Annotated in this window: 16 protein-coding genes; 8 read left to right on the top strand and 8 right to left on the bottom strand. The window is 72.3% G+C overall.

Annotated elements, in window-relative coordinates; genetic code table 11:
• Positions 1–71 precede the first annotated feature (71 nt).
• Positions 72–1181 (top strand): aminotransferase class V-fold PLP-dependent enzyme, encoded by a 1110-nt coding sequence (locus tag Cus16_RS05900; RefSeq protein ID WP_069711695.1) that lies wholly within the window; start codon positions 72–74, stop codon positions 1179–1181.
• Between the two features lie 313 nt (positions 1182–1494).
• Complete coding sequence (locus Cus16_RS05895) at positions 1495–2850, top strand: PhoH family protein (RefSeq protein ID WP_223246536.1); 1356 nt, start codon at positions 1495–1497, stop codon at positions 2848–2850.
• 170 nt (positions 2851–3020) lie between these two features.
• Here Cus16_RS05895 and Cus16_RS05890 read toward each other — a convergent pair whose 3' ends face one another.
• From Cus16_RS05890 to xseA, 5 genes are all read right to left on the bottom strand, one after another.
• The gene (locus Cus16_RS05890; protein WP_223246535.1) at positions 3021–4433 is read right to left on the bottom strand and encodes a class II fumarate hydratase; all 1413 of its coding nucleotides are present in this window, start codon (positions 4431–4433) and stop codon (positions 3021–3023) included.
• Positions 4434–4558: 125 nt separating this feature from the next.
• A complete protein-coding gene (locus tag Cus16_RS05885; protein ID WP_069711694.1) occupies positions 4559–5173 on the bottom strand; it encodes a carbonic anhydrase in 615 nt (204 codons plus the stop codon).
• Positions 5174–5228: 55 nt separating this feature from the next.
• Positions 5229–5870 carry a DUF4245 domain-containing protein gene (locus Cus16_RS05880; RefSeq protein ID WP_069711693.1) on the bottom strand — a complete coding sequence of 214 codons (642 nt, stop codon included), beginning with the start codon at positions 5868–5870 and terminating at the stop codon, positions 5229–5231.
• Entirely contained in the window at positions 5867–6139 is a 273-nt protein-coding gene (locus tag Cus16_RS05875) for an exodeoxyribonuclease VII small subunit (protein ID WP_069711692.1), read from the bottom strand. The genes Cus16_RS05880 and Cus16_RS05875 overlap by 4 nt, the downstream gene beginning before the upstream one ends.
• Before the next feature lie 96 nt (positions 6140–6235).
• The gene (gene xseA / locus Cus16_RS05870; RefSeq protein WP_069711691.1) at positions 6236–7477 is read right to left on the bottom strand and encodes an exodeoxyribonuclease VII large subunit; all 1242 of its coding nucleotides are present in this window, start codon (positions 7475–7477) and stop codon (positions 6236–6238) included.
• A 103-nt stretch (positions 7478–7580) separates the two neighbouring features.
• Here xseA and Cus16_RS05865 point away from each other — a divergent pair, with 103 nt between their 5' ends.
• Both Cus16_RS05865 and Cus16_RS05860 read left to right on the top strand, forming a co-directional pair.
• Positions 7581–8645 carry a 4-hydroxy-3-methylbut-2-enyl diphosphate reductase gene (locus tag Cus16_RS05865; protein ID WP_083263743.1) on the top strand — a complete coding sequence of 355 codons (1065 nt, stop codon included), beginning with the start codon at positions 7581–7583 and terminating at the stop codon, positions 8643–8645.
• Positions 8642–9370 carry a DUF6264 family protein gene (locus tag Cus16_RS05860; protein WP_069711690.1) on the top strand — a complete coding sequence of 243 codons (729 nt, stop codon included), beginning with the start codon at positions 8642–8644 and terminating at the stop codon, positions 9368–9370. Before Cus16_RS05865 ends, Cus16_RS05860 begins: the two co-directional genes overlap by 4 nt.
• Positions 9371–9382: 12 nt before the next feature.
• Here Cus16_RS05860 and Cus16_RS05855 read toward each other — a convergent pair whose 3' ends face one another.
• Both Cus16_RS05855 and fbaA read right to left on the bottom strand, forming a co-directional pair.
• A complete protein-coding gene (locus Cus16_RS05855) occupies positions 9383–10639 on the bottom strand; it encodes a M18 family aminopeptidase (protein ID WP_069711689.1) in 1257 nt (418 codons plus the stop codon).
• A gap of 102 nt (positions 10640–10741) precedes the next feature.
• A complete protein-coding gene (fbaA, locus tag Cus16_RS05850; protein ID WP_069711688.1) occupies positions 10742–11770 on the bottom strand; it encodes a class II fructose-bisphosphate aldolase in 1029 nt (342 codons plus the stop codon).
• A gap of 121 nt (positions 11771–11891) precedes the next feature.
• On the opposite strand from fbaA, the gene glpX reads away from it, so the two are divergent.
• Positions 11892–12881, top strand: coding sequence for a class II fructose-bisphosphatase (gene glpX / locus Cus16_RS05845; RefSeq protein WP_083263742.1), 990 nt, complete (start codon positions 11892–11894; stop codon positions 12879–12881).
• A 152-nt stretch (positions 12882–13033) separates the two neighbouring features.
• On the opposite strand, the gene Cus16_RS05840 is transcribed toward glpX, so the two are convergent.
• Positions 13034–14296: a DNA recombination protein RmuC gene (locus tag Cus16_RS05840; RefSeq protein WP_069711795.1), complete on the bottom strand. Its 1263-nt coding sequence runs from the start codon at positions 14294–14296 to the stop codon at positions 13034–13036.
• Positions 14297–14461: 165 nt separating this feature from the next.
• Between Cus16_RS05840 and iolC the strand changes: the two genes are divergently transcribed.
• Genes iolC through Cus16_RS05825 form a run of 3 tightly spaced genes read left to right on the top strand, consistent with a single transcriptional unit; the run spans position 14462 to position 17974 of the window.
• Positions 14462–15466, top strand: a complete 1005-nt coding sequence (gene iolC, locus Cus16_RS05835; protein ID WP_069711686.1) for a 5-dehydro-2-deoxygluconokinase — start codon at positions 14462–14464, stop codon at positions 15464–15466.
• Positions 15459–16448 carry a class I fructose-bisphosphate aldolase gene (locus Cus16_RS05830; RefSeq protein WP_069711685.1) on the top strand — a complete coding sequence of 330 codons (990 nt, stop codon included), beginning with the start codon at positions 15459–15461 and terminating at the stop codon, positions 16446–16448. Before iolC ends, Cus16_RS05830 begins: the two co-directional genes overlap by 8 nt.
• Entirely contained in the window at positions 16445–17974 is a 1530-nt protein-coding gene (locus Cus16_RS05825; protein WP_069711684.1) for a CoA-acylating methylmalonate-semialdehyde dehydrogenase, read from the top strand. Before Cus16_RS05830 ends, Cus16_RS05825 begins: the two co-directional genes overlap by 4 nt.
• Positions 17975–17979 lie beyond the last annotated feature (5 nt).

Genomic DNA, 17979 nt, shown 5'->3' with positions numbered 1-17979 from the left:
GGCTCAGGTTCGCTCCGCCTCAGCCATCCCAGTAGACTCACAGGGTTCCCATCCCACGGAAGGTTGCGCCTGTGAACATCGCCGAGTACGTGAGCGGCTTCGCCGAGGAGCCCGGCTACCTCGACCACGCCGCGTTCGGTCCCGTGCAGACCGCCGTGCTCGAGGAGCAGCGGGTCCTCGGGACGATCCAGGAGCGCATGCGCTTCGGCGCGATGGAGACCATGGACGAGCAGGACGCCCGCGTCCGCACGGTCGCCGCACGACTCGTCGGTCGCCGCGAGGACCAGGTGGTCTCGCAGACCGCGACGACGCCCGGGCTGCTGCACACCGCATTCGGCCTGACCGGCGGGGTGCTGGTCGCCGCCGACGAGTACCCGTCGCTGCCGCTCGCGCTCGCCAGCGCCGCCTCGGCGACCGGCGGCCGGGTGCAGCCGGTCGTGGTGGAGTCCGGCGCCGGGTGGATGACCCCGTCGCTGATCGCGTCCCGCCTGACCGACGACGTCACCGCCGTGGCCGTCTCGCTCGTCGACTGGCAGACCGGGTACCTGGCCGACCTCGCCGCGATCCGCGAGGTGATCGGCGAACGCCTGCTCATCGTCGACGCGATCCAGGGCTTCGGCGTCGTGGACGCTCCCTACGAGGTCGCGGACGTCGTGGCCACCGGCGGCCAGAAGTGGCTGCACGCGGGGTGGGGGACCGGGTTCACCGCGTTCAGCGACCGGGCACTGAACCGGTTGCGGCCGGCGCTGTCCGGTCCGCACGGCACCACCGGCTGGCCGACCGAGGTCCCCTCGGTCAAGCCCGGTGCCGCCGGGTACCAGATGACCCGCATCGACCCCGTGGCGCAGGCCCGGATGGCGGTGTCGCTCGAGCGGCTCGTGTCGGTCGGCGTCGGCGCGGTGCAGGAGCGCGTGGCCGAGCGGGTCGAGCGGGTGTTCGACATCGCCGACGAGTTCGGGCTCGAGGTCGAGTCGAGCCGCGACCCGCGCGAGCGTGCCGGCATCGTGGTGCTCCGACCGGCGCAGGGCCGACTGACGGCGCTGTCCGCGGCGCTGCACAACCACGGGGTCACGGTCACGACGCGCCTCGGGGTCGCCCGCGTGTCCGTGTTCGCGTCCACGACGGACGCGACGCTCGACGTGTTCCGCGACGCCTGCCTGTCCTACGCCACGATGCAGTAGCGCGCGAGCGCGAGCGTGCTGCGCGCTGCCGGCCCGAGTCTCGCGAGGGGCGACGGTCCTCGCGGCTCCGGCCGCGAGCAGTGTCGCCCACCGCGAGTCTCGGGCGCACCCGCACCCGCACCCGCGCCTCCGTTCACGCAACCGTAACCGGGGAGGCCGCGTGTCGCAGGCGGCCTGTCGGACGTGCGTCGTAGCTTGGCCGCATCGGGCACAGTGCCCGGTCGAAGCGGCCACGGTCGGTGCTTCGGGACCGCTCCACGGCCGCGTTCGAGGACAGTGACCGGGCCGAGCGCGGCCCGGGGATGGAGTGGTCGTGACCTCTCAGAACGTCTCTCGCGAACCCGCCCAGCGGCGCACCGCGGACCCGTCCACACCGGTCGCCCAGCGCACGTACGTGCTCGACACCTCGGTGCTCCTCAGCGATCCGCGGGCCCTGTTCCGGTTCGCCGAACACGCGGTGGTCCTGCCCGTGGTCGTCGTCAGCGAGCTCGAGGCCAAGCGCAACGACCCGGAGATCGGGTACTTCGCACGCCAGGCACTGCGGCTGCTCGACGACCTGCGCATCGAGCACGAGCGCCTCGACTTCCCCATCGCGCTCGAGGACGGCGGCTCCTTCCGCGTCGAGCTGAACCACTCCGAGCAGTCCGTCCTGCCGTCCGGGCTGCGACTCGGTGACAACGACTCGCGGATCCTGGCGGTCGCGTCGAACCTGTCGAACGACGGGCTCGACGTGGTCGTGGTGTCGAAGGACCTGCCGCTGCGCGTGAAGGCGTCGTCGATCGGCATGGCGGCGGAGGAGTACCGCGCCGAGCTCGCGGTCGACTCCGGGTACACGGGCATCACCGACCTGCAGGTGTCGGGCGAGCAGATGTCGGACCTGTACGAGCGCGAGGAGATCCGCTCGTCGCAGCTCGCGGGCGTCCCGGTCAACACCGGTGTCGTCATCCACTCCGAGCGCGGGTCGGCGCTCGGCCGCGTGCACGAGGCCGGCGCCGTTTCGCTCGTCCGCGGCGACCGCGAGGTCTTCGGCCTCCGCGGCCGGTCCGCCGAGCAGCGACTCGCGATCGACGCCCTGCTCGACCCGGAGATCGGCATCGTCTCGCTCGGTGGTTCGGCCGGCACGGGCAAGTCCGCGCTCGCGCTCTGCGCCGGGCTCGAGGCCGTGCTCGAACGGCAGCAGCACAAGAAGATCATGGTCTTCCGGCCGCTCTACGCCGTGGGCGGCCAGGAGCTCGGGTACCTGCCCGGCGACGCCGCCGAGAAGATGAACCCGTGGGGGCAGGCCGTGTTCGACACCCTCGGGGCGCTCGTGTCCGACAACGTGCTCGACGAGGTCGTCGAGCGCGGCATGCTCGAGGTCCTGCCGCTGACGCACATCCGCGGGCGGTCGCTGCACGACGCGTTCGTGATCGTCGACGAGGCGCAGTCCCTCGAGCGCAACGTCCTGCTCACGATGCTGTCGCGCATCGGGCAGAACTCGCGCGTGGTCCTGACGCACGACGTGGCGCAGCGGGACAACCTGCGGGTCGGCCGGCACGACGGCATCGCGTCCGTGATCGAGCGGCTCAAGGGGCACCCGCTGTTCGCGCACGTGACACTGACGCGCTCGGAGCGCTCGGCGATCGCGGCGCTCGTGACCGAGCTGCTCGACTCGCCCGACCTGGTGTAGCGCGGCACCGCGCGCCAGCGCGAGGCTCGGCTGGGCGGACAGGTTCGCGGTTGCGCGCCCGCGAAAGTGTCCGCTGGCGCGAGCCTCGCGCACTGACGCGACCGGACGACGGACGGGAGGCGCGGTGCCGGCCGGCACCGCGCCTCCCGTCCGTCGGGTGGGGACCCGCGTCAGTTCGGGTGCGTCATGCTCAGCACGTCGAGGGCGCTGTCGAGCTGCTCCTCGGTGACCTCGCCGCGCTCGACGTGGCCGAGGGCGACGACGGCCTCGCGGACGGTGATGCCCTCGGCGACGGCGTACTTCGCCACCTTGGCGGCGGCCTCGTACCCGATCACCCGGTTGAGCGGGGTCACGATCGACGGCGACGACTCGGCGAACGAGCGGGCCCGCTCGAGGTTCGCCTCGAGCCCGTCGATCGTCTTGTCGGCGAGGACGCGCGAGCTGTTCGCGAGCAGGCGGATCGACTCGAGGAGCGCCGTGCCCATCACCGGGATGGCGACGTTCAGCTCGAACGCGCCCGAGGCCCCGGCCCACGCGACGGTGGCGTCGTTGCCGATGACCCGCGCGGCGACCATGAGGGTGGCCTCGGGGATGACCGGGTTGACCTTGCCGGGCATGATCGACGAGCCGGGCTGCAGGTCGGGGATGTGCAGTTCGCCCAGGCCGGTGTTCGGCCCGGAGCCCATCCACCGCAGGTCGTTGTTGATCTTCGTGAGGCTGACCGCGACGACCCGGAGGGCACCGGATGCCTCGACGAGGGCGTCGCGCGCGCCCTGGGCCTCGAAGTGGTCGAGTGCCTCGGTGATCGGCAGGCCGGTGTCCGCCGCGAGCCGGGCGATGACCTGCTGCGGGAAGCCCTTCGGCGTGTTGATGCCGGTGCCGACCGCGGTGCCGCCGAGCGGGACCTCGGCGACGCGGGGGAGCGTCGCCTGCACCCGCTCGACGCCGAGCCGGACCTGTCGGGCGTAGCCGCCGAACTCCTGGCCGAGCGTGACCGGGGTGGCATCCATCAGGTGGGTGCGACCGGACTTCACGGCGTCCGCCCAGAGGGTCGCCTTCGCCTCGAGCGACGCGGCGAGGTGCTCGAGCGCGGGGACGAGGGTGCGGATGAGGGCCTCGGTGACGGCGACGTGCACCGACGTGGGGAAGACGTCGTTCGACGACTGCGAGGCGTTGACGTGGTCGTTCGGGTGGACGTCCGTGCCGGCGATGCGGGTCGCGAGCGTCGCCAGGACCTCGTTCATGTTCATGTTCGACGACGTGCCGCTGCCGGTCTGGTAGACGTCGACCGGGAACTGGTCGTGGTGCTCGCCGCCGATGATCGTGTCCGCGGCCCGCGCGATCGCGTCGGCCACCGCCGGGTCCACGATGCCGAGCGACCCGTTCACCACGGCCGCAGCCCGCTTGATCCGCGCGAGGGCGACGATCTGCGCCGGCTCGAGCCCGCTGCCCGAGATCGGGAAGTTCTCCACCGCGCGCTGCGTCTGCGCGCGGTACAGGGCGTCGACGGGCACCCGGACCTCGCCCATCGTGTCGTGCTCGATGCGGAAGCCGTCGGTCTGGTCGGTCTCGGTGGTGGTCACGTCGTCGTGGTCCTTCCTGTGGTGCACGGTCGGAGCGGTCGCTCCACTGGCTCGGTGCCCGGTCGGGGCGGTCGCCCCGCTGGCTCGGTGCCCGGGGGTGTCCGGGCGCTCGTGGTGGCGACCGGTCAGGCCTGGCCCACCACGGTGTCGATGGTGACCTCGCCCGTGGCGAGGTCGTAGGTCGCCCCGACGACCGCCAACCTACCCTCGGCGATCGCGTCCGAGACGGCGCCGGAGCGCTCGATCACCTGGCGGAGCGTGGCCTCGAGGTGCGCGGCGCCGACCGACTCCTGCGGGAGCTCGGCGTCGGTCGCCCGGACCTGCTCGACGCTGGGCGCGATCGCGTCGACCAGGGCCTGCAGGTGCGGAGCGGGGACGGGCTCACCGGAGCGGGCGGCGGCCACGGCACCGCAGCGCGTGTGCCGGAGCACGACGACGAGCGGGGTACCGAGGGCGACGACCGCGAACTCGATCGAGCCGAGCACGACGTCGTCGACGATCTGCCCCGCGTTCCGGATGGCGAACAGGTCGCCGATGCCGGCGTCGAACACGTGCTCGAACGGCACGCGGGAGTCGGAGCAGCCGAGCACGGTCGCGAACGGTGCCTGCGACCCGGTGAGCTCGCCGCGGCGGTCCGGGTCGATCCGACCCGTGCGGCGCTTGTCGGAGGCGAAGCGGGCGTTGCCCTCGACGAGCAGGCGGAGGGCGTCGGACGGGGTGGATGCGGCGCGGTCGGGCATGGTCTTCCTCGTGCTCGGGGTCGGTCGGGTCTGCTGCTACTGCTGCTGGTGGCTGCTACTGCTGCTGGGCGAACTGCTCGGTCACGGCGCGGGCGACGGTCGTGAAGGACCGGTCGTCGGCGGTGCCGGACAGGACGATCGTGTTGCTGCCGAAGGTGGTCACGAGGGAGTACGCGTGGTTGCCGGCGTCGCGACCCTCGTCGCGGCGGTCGTACACGGTCCACTTCGTGCCGTCGATGGTGCGGTCCCCGGTGGCCGGCTTCTGGTCGAGCTGGTTCGACACCCACGACGCGTTGGCCTGGATGCCCTGCTGCAGACCGATGTACTGCCGGTCCGGGGTGACGAGCCCGACCGTCCACACCCGCACCCCGTCGGACGTCTTGTCCTGGAAGTCGGCACGGTTCGACGTGAAGCCGTCGGGCAGGTCGGGCGCGGCCAGCGTCACGCCGGGCACGTCCGCACCGGCGGCCACCTGCTGGTAGTCGACCGAGCGATCCACCGTCTGGTCCGGTCGGACCACGACGAGCACGAGGAACAGCACGATGCCGAGCGACGCGATGAGGGCGATGACCAGGTTGAAGGCCGTCTGGTGCTCGCGGCGCGCACGGCGGGCGGCGTCCTTCCGCGCCCAGGTCTCCTCCGGGGTCTCCGGCCGACCGAGCTCGGCGACGACGGGGCGTCCGTCCTGGTCGGTCACCGGACCGCTCCGTCCTGGTCGCCCGCGGCCTGCGCGCGGTCGGCGTCGGCCGATGCGGCACGGGCGGCGTCGAGCCGGGCACGCGCGCCGACGAGCCACTCCTCGCACCGGGCGGCGAGCGACTCGCCCCGTTCCCAGAGCGCGAGCGACCGCTCGAGCGTGGCGGACCCCTGCTCGAGCTCGGCGACGACGCGCACGAGTTCGTCGCGCGCGGCCTCGTAGCTCAGCGACTGCACGTCGGACGGCACGGGTTCCTGCTGGGTCGACACCCCTCGATCCTACCGAGCAGCCCCCGACGCGACGTACCGCGGCCCGGGTCCGTGGAGGAGGTCGTCAGGCGTCGGAGCCCTCAGGTACCGGAGCCCTCAGGCGCCGGAGCCGTCCGGCCCCGGTCCGTCCGGTTCGAGCGTGCCGGTGGCGGTGCCGGCGCCGAGCGTGACGTGCACGGGCGTGGCGCCGTCGAGGTCGTCCGAGCCGCGCACCACCCCGCCGTCGACGGTCTGCACGATGGCGTACCCGCGCCGCAGGGTGTCCCGCGGCGACAGCGACCGGAGCCTGGCGGTGAGGTGGCCGACGTCGGCGTGCGAGCGCTCGAGCCGGCGGTCCACGAGCTCCCGCGCCCGGGAGAGGTCGCGCGCGACCTCTTCCGCCCGGGTGTCGACGAGCCACGCGGTCGACGCCAGGGCCGGACGGGAACGCAGGGCGGCGATCCGGTCCGCCTCCACGGCGAGCACGTGCGACAGCCGGAGGCCCAGTCGGGCGCGGGCCTGCCGGACGTTGGCGAGCTCCTCGGCGACGTCCGGCACGACCCGCTTGGCGGCGTCCGTCGGGGTGGAGGCCCGCAGGTCGGCGACCTCGTCGAGGATGGGGCGGTCGGCCTCGTGCCCGATGGCCGAGACGATCGGGGTCGTCGCGGCCGCCGCGGTCCGCACGAGCCCCTCGTCGCTGAAGCCGAGCAGGTTCTGGAAGTCGCCGCCGCCGCGCGCGACGATGATGACGTCGACGGTGGGGTCGGCGTCGAGCTCGACGATGGCGGCCGTGACCTCGCCGACGGCCCGCTCGCCCTGCACCGCGGTGTGGACGGTCCGGAACGCCACCTGCGGCCACCGCAGCTGTGCGTTCCGCTTGACGTCCTTCTCGGCGTCGGAGTCCTTGCCCGTGATCAGCCCGATCCGGTGCGGCAGGAACGGCAGGCGGCGCTTGCGCGACGGGTCGAACAGCCCCTCGGCCGCCAGGGTCCGACGCAGCCGCTCGAGGCGTTCGAGCAGGTCCCCGAGTCCGACGTGCTTCATCTCGACGACCTGCATGGTCAGCGAGCCGCCCTTGACCCAGTAGTTCGGCTTGACGGCGGCGACGACGCGGTCGCCCTGCTTCAGGTCCGCCGGCACCCGGGAGCGCACGCTCGACCAGATCGAGAACGACACCGTCGCGTCGACCTCGACGTCCTTGAGCTTGCCGTACACGTTGCCGCCGGCGACGTTCCACTGGGTGATCTCGCCCTCGACCCACGCGGTGCCGAGTCGGTCGATCCAGTCGCGGATCTTCGCGCCGAGCAGCGCGACGGGCCACGGGTTGTCGGCCGTCGGCGGGCCCTGTTCGATCGCCATGCCCCCATGCTGCCGCATCCCGCGGACAGCGCCGCACGGCCCGCACACCGCGGCCGGGTCGACACCCAGGCCGCACGCCCGCCCGACACCTATCATCGGGGGCGTGACGATCACCAACGGCCGCACGGTCCCGCTCGCCCCGCCCCGGGTGCACGCCGCGCGGGGCCGCCTGCGGGACGAGCCGGTCGCCGGCGCGAAGAAGGTGCTGCTCGCCGCCCCGCGCGGGTACTGCGCCGGGGTCGACCGTGCGGTCGTCGCGGTCGAGAAGGCCCTCGAGCAGTACGGCGAGCCCGTGTACGTCCGCAAGCAGATCGTCCACAACGTGCACGTGGTCTCGACCCTCGAACAGCGCGGTGCGGTCTTCGTCGACGACGTCGCCGAGGTGCCCCGCGGCGCGCACGTCGTCTTCAGCGCGCACGGCGTCTCGCCCGCGGTCGTCTCCGGTGCCGCGGAGCGCGACCTGCACGCGATCGACGCCACCTGCCCCCTCGTCACGAAGGTCCACCGCGAGGCCACGCGCTTCGCGAAGGGGGACCGCACGATCATCCTCATCGGGCACGCCGGCCACGAGGAGGTCGAGGGCACGATGGGCCACGCGCCCGAGCGCACGATCCTGGTCAACGGGCCCGAGGACGTCGCCGCGCTCCGGGTGGCGGACCCCGACAACCTCGTGTGGCTCTCGCAGACCACGCTGAGCGTCGACGAGACGATGGAGACCGTCCGCCTGCTCCGGGAGCGGTTCCCGTCGATCCAGGACCCGCCGTCCGACGACATCTGCTACGCCACGCAGAACCGCCAGGTCGCGGTGAAGAAGGTCGCCCCCGCGGCGGACCTCGTCATCGTGGTCGGCTCGGCGAACTCCTCGAACAGCGTGCGCCTGGTCGAGGTCGCGCTCGAGCACGGTGCGCGATCGGCGCACCGCGTCGACTACGCCGAGGAGATCCGTCAGGAGTGGCTCGACGGCGTCGCGACCGTCGGTGTGACCAGCGGCGCCTCCGTCCCCGAGGAACTCGTCGCCGAGGTGCTCGAGCAGCTCGCCGACGCCGGGTACGGCACGGTGGAAGAGGTCGTCACCGCCCACGAGGACCTCATGTTCTCGCTCCCCAAGGAGCTCCGCACCGATGCGTCGGGTGCCCCGACGCGTGCACTCGGCGGGCGACGCCGGTGACCGCGCCGCAGGGGGACTGGGCCGCGGTGCCCGTCCGCGACCCGGGTCACGTCGACGAGACGGCGCTCGGCCGGGAGGCACGACCCGCCTCCGCGACGTCGGCCGGCGGTGGCGCGGACGGCCGGGTCCACGGCCGTCCGGCACCGGAGTACGGCGAGTACGCACCCGAGGGCTGGGTGAACCCGGTGCTCGTCGAGCAGGAACGTCAGGCAGCCGAGCAGCAGCGGCAGGACGCGGCGCAGCGACGGGACGCCGATGTGCGTCGTGCGTCCGACCCGACCCGTCCGGCCTCCGACCAGCGCGACGGCCGGGGCGGCTCGTCGTCCGCCCCGGCGTCCGCACCGGTCAGCCCCTACGGTGCCTCGCGGCTCGACTTCGTGCTCACCGTCGGCCTGCTCTTCATCGGGCTCTGGTCGGTGTTCACCGCGCTGTCGACCGGCACGGTCGCGAGTGTGACGCGCGAGTACGTCACGGGACGGTTCGGCGAGATGGCGTCGCCTGCTGACCTCTCCTCGGCGGCGGTCGTCCGCGCGGTCGTCCTGGCGGTGACCTTCGCCCTCGTCGCCTGGTGGTCGGTCCGCCGCCTCCGGGCCCACCGGTGGACCTTCTGGGTGCCGCTGGTCGGTGGCGTGGTGGCGAGCGTCCTGGGCGCCGTGCCGATGCTCGTCGTGGTGTTCCAGGACCCGGCCGTGCAGGAGTCGATCCGGCGGGCGACCGGCGGCTGAGCCGCCGCTGGACTAGCCGGCCAGGAAGGCGGCGACCGCGCCGTGCAGTGCCGCGAGGTCGTCGACGTGCACGAGCTCGCGCACCGAGTGCATCGACAGCAGCCCGACGCCGATGTCGATGGTCGGGATGCCGAGCCGGGTCGCCGCGATCGGGCCGATCGTCGAGCCACCGGGGATCGTGTTCACGTTGACGAAGGGCTGCCAGGTCACCCCGGCGGCGTCGCACGCGGCAGCCCAGACCGCCTCGCCCTTCGCCTCGGTCATGTAGCGCTGGTTCGCGCTGATCTTCAGGAGCGGACCCGCTCCCGGCCGCGGGCGGTTCGTCGGGTCGTGCTTCTCCGGCTGGTTCGGGTGCACGAGGTGTCCGGCGTCGCTCGAGAGCAGCCACGAGGCACGAAAGGCCCGTGCTGCCTCCGAGCGGGTGGCGCGGAGGCCCTCCTGCACGCGGCCGAGGACGTCCTCGAGGAACGGGCCGCCCGCACCGGACGGGGTCGACGAGCCGATCTCCTCGTGGTCGAACGCGGCGAACACGGGGACGTGCTCACCGTCCGCCGGCGCCTCGATGATGCCGCGGAGCCCGGCGTGCACGCTCGTCAGGTTGTCCATCCGGCCGGACGCCAGGAACGCGCCGTCGATGCCGATGCGCGCCGGGGCCTGCGTGTCCGCGAGGAAGAGGTCCCACGAGACCGCCTCGCCGACGCGGCCGCGCAGCCAGTCGAGCACGTCCGTGCCGCCGAACGCGGCGTCGATCCCGACGACCGGCAGGGTGTGGCGCTGCCGGTCGATCTCCTTGCCGTCGTTCACGCCGCGGTCGAGGTGGATCGCGAGGTTTGGGATCCGGGCGACGGCGTCGGTCGAGAGCAGTCGCACCGTGCCGTCGGCGTCGACCACGCGGCCGGCGATGCGGAGGTCGCGGTCGAACCACGTCGACAGGAGCGCACCGCCGTAGACCTCGACGTTGAGCTGCTCCCAGCCGCCCGTGCGGACGCCGGGGTTCGGCTTGATCCGGAACCCGGGGGAGTCGGTGTGCGCCCCGAGGATCCGGAACGGCGTGGTCGCGGTCGCCGACTCCGGCAGGCGCCAGGCGATGACGGCTCCGTCACGGACGACGACGTAGGCGCCGGCTTTGGTGGGCCAGGCGTCGAGCTCCGACAGCTCGGTGAACCCCGCCGCCACGAGCTGGTCCCGCGCGACCGTGGCCGCGTGGAACGCGGTCGGGGACTCGGCGACGTACTGGGCGAACGAGGAGGCGATGGCGTCGGTGGTCACCCGCCCATCGTGTCACGGGCCGTGGTGGTGACCGGACGCGGAACGGGGCGCGTCCGTCGGACGCGCCCCGTGCCTCCCGGCCGGTGCCGGTGAGTGTCGGACTCAGCCCTTGGTGTTGCCAGCCGAGCCGAGGACCTTCGCGGCCTCGCCGACGCGGGCCGCCATCGCGGTCTCGGCGACCTTGCCCCAGGCGCGCGGGTCGTACTGCTTCTTGTTGCCGACCTCGCCGTCGACCTTGAGCACCCCCTCGTAGTTCCGGAACATCGAATCGGCGATCGAGCGCGTGAACGCGTACTGCGTGTCCGTGTCGATGTTCATCTTGATGACGCCGTTGCGGACGGCCTCGTGGATCTCGTCGTCGGTCGAGCCGGAGCCGCCGTGGAAGACGAGGTCGAGCGGGTTCTCACCGGTGCCGTGCTTCTCGGCGACCGAGCGCTGGATCTCGCCGAGGAGCTCCGGACGCAGCTTGACGTTGCCCGGCTTGTACACGCCGTGCACGTTGCCGAAGGTCAGGGCGGCGATCCAACGGCCCCGGTCGCCCAGGCCCAGCGCGTCGACGACCTTCTCGACGTCGTTCGGGGTCGTGTAGAGCGCGTCGTTCGTGCCCTCGTGCTGGACGCCGTCCTCCTCGCCGCCGACGACGCCGATCTCGACCTCGAGGATCGCGTTGATGTTGCGCGTCTTCTCGATCATCGTGCGGGCGATCTCGATGTTCTCGTCGAGCGGCACGGCCGAACCGTCCCACATGTGCGACTGGAAGATCGGGTTGCGGCCCTGGCGGACCTCCTCCTCGCTCGCGGCGATGAGGGGAAGGACGAAGCCGTCGAGGGCGTCCTTCGGGCAGTGGTCGGTGTGCAGGGCCACGGTGATGTCGTAGTTCTTCGCGACCTCGTGGGCGAAGCGCGCCATCGCGAGGGCGCCCGCCGCGCGGTTCTTCACGGTGTGGCCGGCGAAGTAGTCGGCGCCGCCCGTCGTGACCTGGAGGATGCCGTCCGAGCCGGCTTCCTGCAGGCCCTGGAGGACGGCGTTGATCGTCTGCGAGGAGGACACGTTCACCGCGGGGTAGGCGAACTTGCCGGCCTTCGCTCGTTCGAGCATCTCGGCGTACTGTTCCGGCGTTGCGATGGGCACTGCGATCTCCTTCGACTGGTGGTGTCCCGTGCGAGCCTAGTCAGCGAGCCCCAAGGGGGCACAGCGTGCACGTCCGTGCACCCGGTGCGGCTCCTGTGAGGGCGGTGGGTAGGCTCTGGTCGTGACTCCCACGACTGAGACCGGTGCCCTGTTCCTCCAGCCCGACCGCAACCTCGCGCTCGAGCTCGTGCGTGCGACGGAGGCCGCCGCGATCCGTGCGCAGCCGTGGGTGGGCCGCGGTGAGAAGAACCTCGCGGACGGCGCTGCGGTGGACGCGATGCGCAAGTTCCTCGGCACGGTGAACTTCGACGGCGTCGTCGTCATCGGTGAGGGCGAGAAGGACAACGCCCCGATGCTGTACAACGGCGAGCACGTCGGCAACGGCCACGGTCCGGCCTGCGACATCGCGGTCGACCCGATCGACGGCACCTCGCTCACCGCCGCCGGCCGCCAGAACGCCATCTCCGTGATGGCCGTCTCCGACCGCGGTTCGATGTACGACCCGTCGGCGGTGTTCTACATGGACAAGATCGCCGCCGGACCCGAGGGCCGCGGGGTCCTCGACCTCGATAAGCCGATCGGCGACAACATCCGCGCGCTGGCGAAGGCCAAGGACAAGGACATCGAGGACATGCAGATCGCCGTCCTCGACCGCCCGCGCCACGACGAGCTCATCCGTGCGATCCGCGCGACCGGTGCCGGCACGCGACTGCTGCTCGACGGTGACGTCGCCGGCGGCATCTCGGCGGCGCTGCCCGGTTCGAAGATCGACATGTGCGTCGGTGTCGGCGGCACGCCGGAGGGCATCATCACCGCCTGTGCGATCAAGGCGCTCGGTGGCGTGATCCTCGGCAAGCTGCAGCCGAAGGACGACGAGGAGCGCGAGAAGGCGATCGCCGCCGGGCACGACCTCGACAAGGTGCTCGACCAGGACGACCTGGTCACGGGCGACAACACGTTCTTCGTCGCAACGGGTGTCACCGACGGTGTCCTCGTGGACGGTGTCCGCCGCTCGCGCGGGGTCATCCACACGGACTCGCTCGTGCTCCGCTCGCGCTCGAACACGATCCGCCGGATCCAGGCGGACCACCGCGCCGAGAAGTGGTTCTGATCCGTTCCGCGTGACCGGTGGTGCCCGGCGACGACGTCAGGCGGTGCCCGGCAGCGACGTCAGGCACCGAACCACGGATGCGACATCGAACCAGGCCGATCGGCTGGTTCGATGTCGCATCGCTGGTTCGACGCGTATCTGCGCGCCGGCGGTCAGTCCTCGTCGAGGGCGCCGACGAGCTCGGGCGCGGTGAGCAGCCGCGGCTCGTCGTCGATCGTCGCGGGGTCGGCGAGCACCTTCGACTCGTCGAGCAGCGACAGCCGCCGGGCACTCGGAAGCACCTGCCGCTCGAGCGAGCCCACGAAGCGGTTGTAGTCGACGACCGAGCCGCGGATCGCCCGGCCGAGCTTGTCGACGTGTCCGCCCATGGTCGCCAGGCGGCCGTACAGCTCGCGGGACACCCGGAAGAGCTCGCGTGCCTCGGCGGTGACGACGTCCTGCTGCCACGAGAACGCGATGGTCTTGAGCACCGACCACAGCGTGACGGGTGACGCCAGTGCGATGCGCTTGCGGAAGGCGTGGTCGAGCAGCCCGGGGTCGGCGGCGAGGGCGCTCGAGACGAGGGACTCGGACGGGATGAACGCGATGGTGAGCTCGGGCGAGGCGTCGTAGCCCGTCCAGTACTCACGGGCGGCGAGGGCGTCGACGTGCGCCCGCAGGGCCTTGACGTGCTGGGCGATGAGCTGGTCGCGCCGGGCACCCTCGGCACCGGTCGCGCTCGCCGGGATCTCGGCCGCCTGCAGGTAGGCGCTGAACGGCACCTTCGCGTCGACCGCGATCGTCTTGCCGCCGGGCAGGTGCACGACCATGTCGGGTCGGGCGGTCCCCGCGGTCGTCGTGACCGAGGACTGCACGTCGAAGTCGACGCGTTCGAGCAGCCCGGCGGCCTCCACGACGTTCCGGAGCTGCGTCTCGCCCCACACGCCGCGGGTGCTGTTCGAGGACAGGGCGCTCGCGAGGGTGTCCGCCGTGGCGCGGAGGCGTTCCTCGGACTCGGCGGCGGAGCGGAGCTGCGCGGAGAGGGCCCCGTACTGCTCGCTGCGGGACTGCTCGAGCTCGGCGATCTTCGCGCGCATGACGTCGAGCGTCTGCGCGACCGGGCTCAGCGCGGAGAGCACCTTCGACTCGCCCTGCGTGCGCGCGGCGTCGGCGCCGTGCATGCGCTGCACGAGGTGCTCGAGCTCGGCCGCCCGACGCTCGAGCGAGTCGACCTGCCGGCGGTACTGGGCGTCCTGGGCGTCGAGCCGTTCCTCGGCGTCGGCGCGCGCGGTGTCGAGCTGCGCCCGCACGGCGTCGGCGGTGGCGCGTGCCGCGGCGGCGTCGACGCCCGCGCGGGAGCGCGCGAGCGACCACGCGACGACGGCACCGACGGCCGCGCCGAGGACGAGGCCGATGACCAGGGCGAGGATCTGCATGAGGCGACCCTGGCAGGTCCCACCGACACGCGCCTCCCGGCCCGCCGACGCCGCGAGCACGGGTCCGCACACGCGGTGTCGAACCATGTACTGACATTAGGGCAAAGTGCGTGTACAGTCGTGCTCGTCCGCCGAAGAAGCCGCACGGAAGGTCCATCGCGTCGCATGACCAACGAAGTTCCCCACGCCTACGACGTGATCACGATGGGACGCGTCAGCGTCGACGTCTACCCCCAGCAGACCGGTCCGCTCGAGGACGTCACGACCTTCTCGAAGTCCGTCGGCGGCAGCGCGACCAACGTCGCCATCGCCGCCGCACGCCACGGCGCGGAGACGGCCGTCGTCACCCGCACGGGCGACGACCCCTTCGGGCGGTACATCGCCAGGACCCTCCCCGAGCTGGGCGTCGCGAACGACTTCGTCGCCACGGTCGACGGGCTGAACACGCCCGTGGCGTTCTGCGAGATCTTCCCGCCGGACGACTTCCCGCTGTACTTCTACCGGGCCCCGAAGGCCCCGGACCTCATGATCACCGCGAAGTCCCTGCCGCTGCACGAGATCGAACGGGCGCGCATCTTCTGGACGACCGTGACGGGCCTGAGCGAGGAGCCGAGCCGGAGCGCGCACCACGCGGCGTTCGCGGCCCGGTCCGCGTCGACTGCTCCCACCCGGGTCCACACCGTGCTCGACCTCGACTACCGGGCGGTGTTCTGGGCGAACCCCGCCGCCGCGACGCGGGAGGTCGCCGTGGCCCTGGAGCACGCGACCGTCGCGGTCGGCAACCGCGAGGAGTGCGAGGTCGCCGTGGGCGAGACCGATCCGGTCCGTGCCGCCGACGCCCTGCTCGAGCGCGGCGTCGAGGTCGCGATCGTCAAGCAGGGGCCGAAGGGCGTGCTCGCGAAGACCCGGGACGAGACGGTCGAGTTCCGCCCGCACACGATCGACGTCGTGAACGGCCTCGGGTCGGGTGACGGGTTCGGCGGTGCGCTGACCCACGGCCTGCTGCAGGGCTGGAGCCTCGACCGCACGCTGGCGTTCGCGAACGCCGCCGGGGCGATCGTGGCCACGCGGTTCGAGTGCTCGACCGCGATGCCGACCAGCGACGAGATCGAGCAGTTCCTGCGGGACAACCCCGTGCAGGCGACCACGAAGGAGGGCATCGATGCCTGAGATCAGCCCCGCCGACTTCGCCCGGCTGCGGGACCTCCGCGCCGGCGCACCGGAGCGCGTCGCCGAAGTGCTGCGCGCGCGGACCCGGCGCCCGCTGCTCGCCGACGACGGCAAGCTGTTCATCGTCGCGGCCGACCACCCCGCGCGTGGGGCCCTGGCGGTCCGCGACGACCCGTCCGCGATGGCCGACCGCTACGACCTGCTCGAACGGCTCGTCGTCGCACTCGGTCGTCCGGGGGTCGACGGTGTCCTCGGCACCCCGGACATCGTCGAGGACCTCGCGCTCCTCGGCGCCCTCGACGGCAAGGTCGTCGTCGGGTCGATGAACCGCGGCGGGCTGCGGGGCGCCGCGTTCGAGCTCGACGACCGCTACACGGCGTACTCCGCGCGGGCGATCAAGGACGCCGGGCTCGACGTCGCGAAGCTGCTCGTGCGCGTCGCACTCGACGACGCCGGGACCGCGCCCACGCTCGAGGCCACCGCGCGTGCCGTGAGCGAGGCCGCTGCCCTGCGGCTGCCGATCATGCTCGAGCCGTTCATGTCGTCGTGGCGCGACGGCCGGGTGGTCAACGACCTGACAGCCGAGGCCGTGATCACCTCGATGGCGATCGCCGCGGGCCTGGGGGAGTCGAGCGCCTACAGCTGGCTCAAGGTCCCGGTCGTCGACGACATGGCGCGCGTGATGGCGGCGACGACGCTGCCGACGCTGCTCCTCGGCGGTGACCCGTCCGGCAGCCCCGACGAGACCTACGCCACCTGGGCTGACGCGCTCGCCCTGCCGGGCGTCCGCGGGCTCGTCGTCGGACGCACCCTGCTCTACCCCCAGGACGGCGACGTCGCCACCGCGGTCGACGTCGCGTCCTCCCTCGTCCACAGCCGGGAGGCCCGTGGCGAGTCCTCCACACCGGCTCGCGACCGACCCGGGTCGCCTGCCACGTCCACCACCCTGGACACGTCCGTCCCGGAAGGAAGCAACGCATGACCACCACGGAACAGCCAGCCACCGAGCAGGGACTCGCAACGGTCGGGCACTGGATCGACGGCGAGCACGTCGCGTCGACCTCGGGCCGGACGGCCCCGGTGTACGACCCCGCGCTCGGCGTCGTGACCAAGCGGGTCGCCCTGGCCGACGAGTCCGAGATCCAGCGGGCGATCGCGAGCGCGAAGGCCGCGTTCCCGGCCTGGAGCCAGATGTCGCTCGCGAAGCGCCAGCAGGTCCTCTTCGCGTTCCGCGAGGTCCTCAACCGCGACAAGGCCGAGCTCGCCGAGATCATCACGAGCGAGCACGGCAAGGTCACCTCGGACGCGCTCGGCGAGATCGCCCGCGGGCAGGAGGTCGTGGAGCTCGCGACGAGCATCCCCTCGCTGATGAAGGGCGAGTTCTCCGACCAGGTGTCGACCGGCATCGACGTCTACTCGATCCGCCAGCCGCTCGGCGTCGTCGGCATCATCTCGCCGTTCAACTTCCCGGCCATGGTGCCGCTGTGGTTCCTGCCGATCGCGATCGCGGCCGGCAACACCGTCGTGCTCAAGCCGAGCGAGAAGGACCCGAGCGCGGCGATCTGGCTCGCGCAGAAGTTCCGGGAGGCAGGACTGCCCGACGGCGTCCTCACGGTGCTCAACGGCGACAAGGAGTCCGTCGACGGCCTCCTCACCAGCCCGGACGTCGAGTCGATCTCGTTCGTCGGGTCGACCCCGATCGCGCAGTACGTGTACGAGACGGGGACGAAGCACGGCAAGCGCGTGCAGGCCCTCGGCGGCGCGAAGAACCACATGCTCGTGCTGCCCGACGCCGACCTCGACCTCGTCGCCGACAACGCGATCAACGCGGGCTTCGGCTCGGCCGGTGAGCGCTGCATGGCGATCTCGGTCGTCGTCGCCGTCGAGCCCGTGGCGGACGACCTCATCGCGAAGATCAGCGAGCGCGCGGCGACGCTGCGCATCGGCGACGGACGCCGGGGCTGCGACATGGGCCCGCTCGTCACCGAGCAGCACCGCGACAAGGTCGCCTCGTACATCGAGGTCGCCGAGCAGGACGGTGCGGAGGTCGTGGTGGACGGCCGCACCGTCCGACCCGACGGCGACGAGAACGGCTTCTGGCTCGGTCCGACGCTGATCGACCGGGTGCCGACGTCGAGTCGCGTCTACACCGAGGAGATCTTCGGCCCGGTGCTGTCGGTCGTCCGCGTGCAGACCTACGAGGAGGGGCTCGAGCTCATCAACTCCGGCGCCTTCGGCAACGGCACGGCGATCTTCACGAACGACGGCGGTGCCGCCCGCCGGTTCCAGCGGGACGTGCAGGTCGGCATGATCGGCATCAACGTCCCGATCCCGGTGCCGGTCGCGTACTACTCGTTCGGTGGCTGGCGGAACTCGCTGTTCGGCGACCACAAGGCGTACGGCGCGGACGGCGTGAGCTTCTTCACCCGGCAGAAGGCGATCACCTCGCGGTGGCTCGACCCCGCCGTGCACGGTGGCGTCGACCTCGGCTTCCCCGCGAACGGCTGACCCGG

This window comes from Curtobacterium sp. ER1/6 (genome assembly GCF_001742745.1).
In the GTDB taxonomy this organism is placed as follows: Bacteria; Actinomycetota; Actinomycetes; order Actinomycetales; family Microbacteriaceae; genus Curtobacterium; species Curtobacterium citri.
Note: the sequence above shows the minus strand (reverse complement) of the source record. Positions and strands in the feature narration are given on the sequence as shown.

Coding starts and splice junctions, on each gene's coding strand:
- Cus16_RS05885 (WP_069711694.1), bottom strand. CDS start 5,173: ATGCCCGACCGCGCCGCATCCACCCCGTCCGACGCCCTCCGCCTGCTC.
- xseA (WP_069711691.1), bottom strand. CDS start 7,477: ATGGCGATCGAACAGGGCCCGCCGACGGCCGACAACCCGTGGCCCGTC.
- Cus16_RS05840 (WP_069711795.1), bottom strand. CDS start 14,296: ATGCAGATCCTCGCCCTGGTCATCGGCCTCGTCCTCGGCGCGGCCGTC.
- iolC (WP_069711686.1), top strand. CDS start 14,462: ATGACCAACGAAGTTCCCCACGCCTACGACGTGATCACGATGGGACGC.
- Cus16_RS05830 (WP_069711685.1), top strand. CDS start 15,459: ATGCCTGAGATCAGCCCCGCCGACTTCGCCCGGCTGCGGGACCTCCGC.
- Cus16_RS05825 (WP_069711684.1), top strand. CDS start 16,445: ATGACCACCACGGAACAGCCAGCCACCGAGCAGGGACTCGCAACGGTC.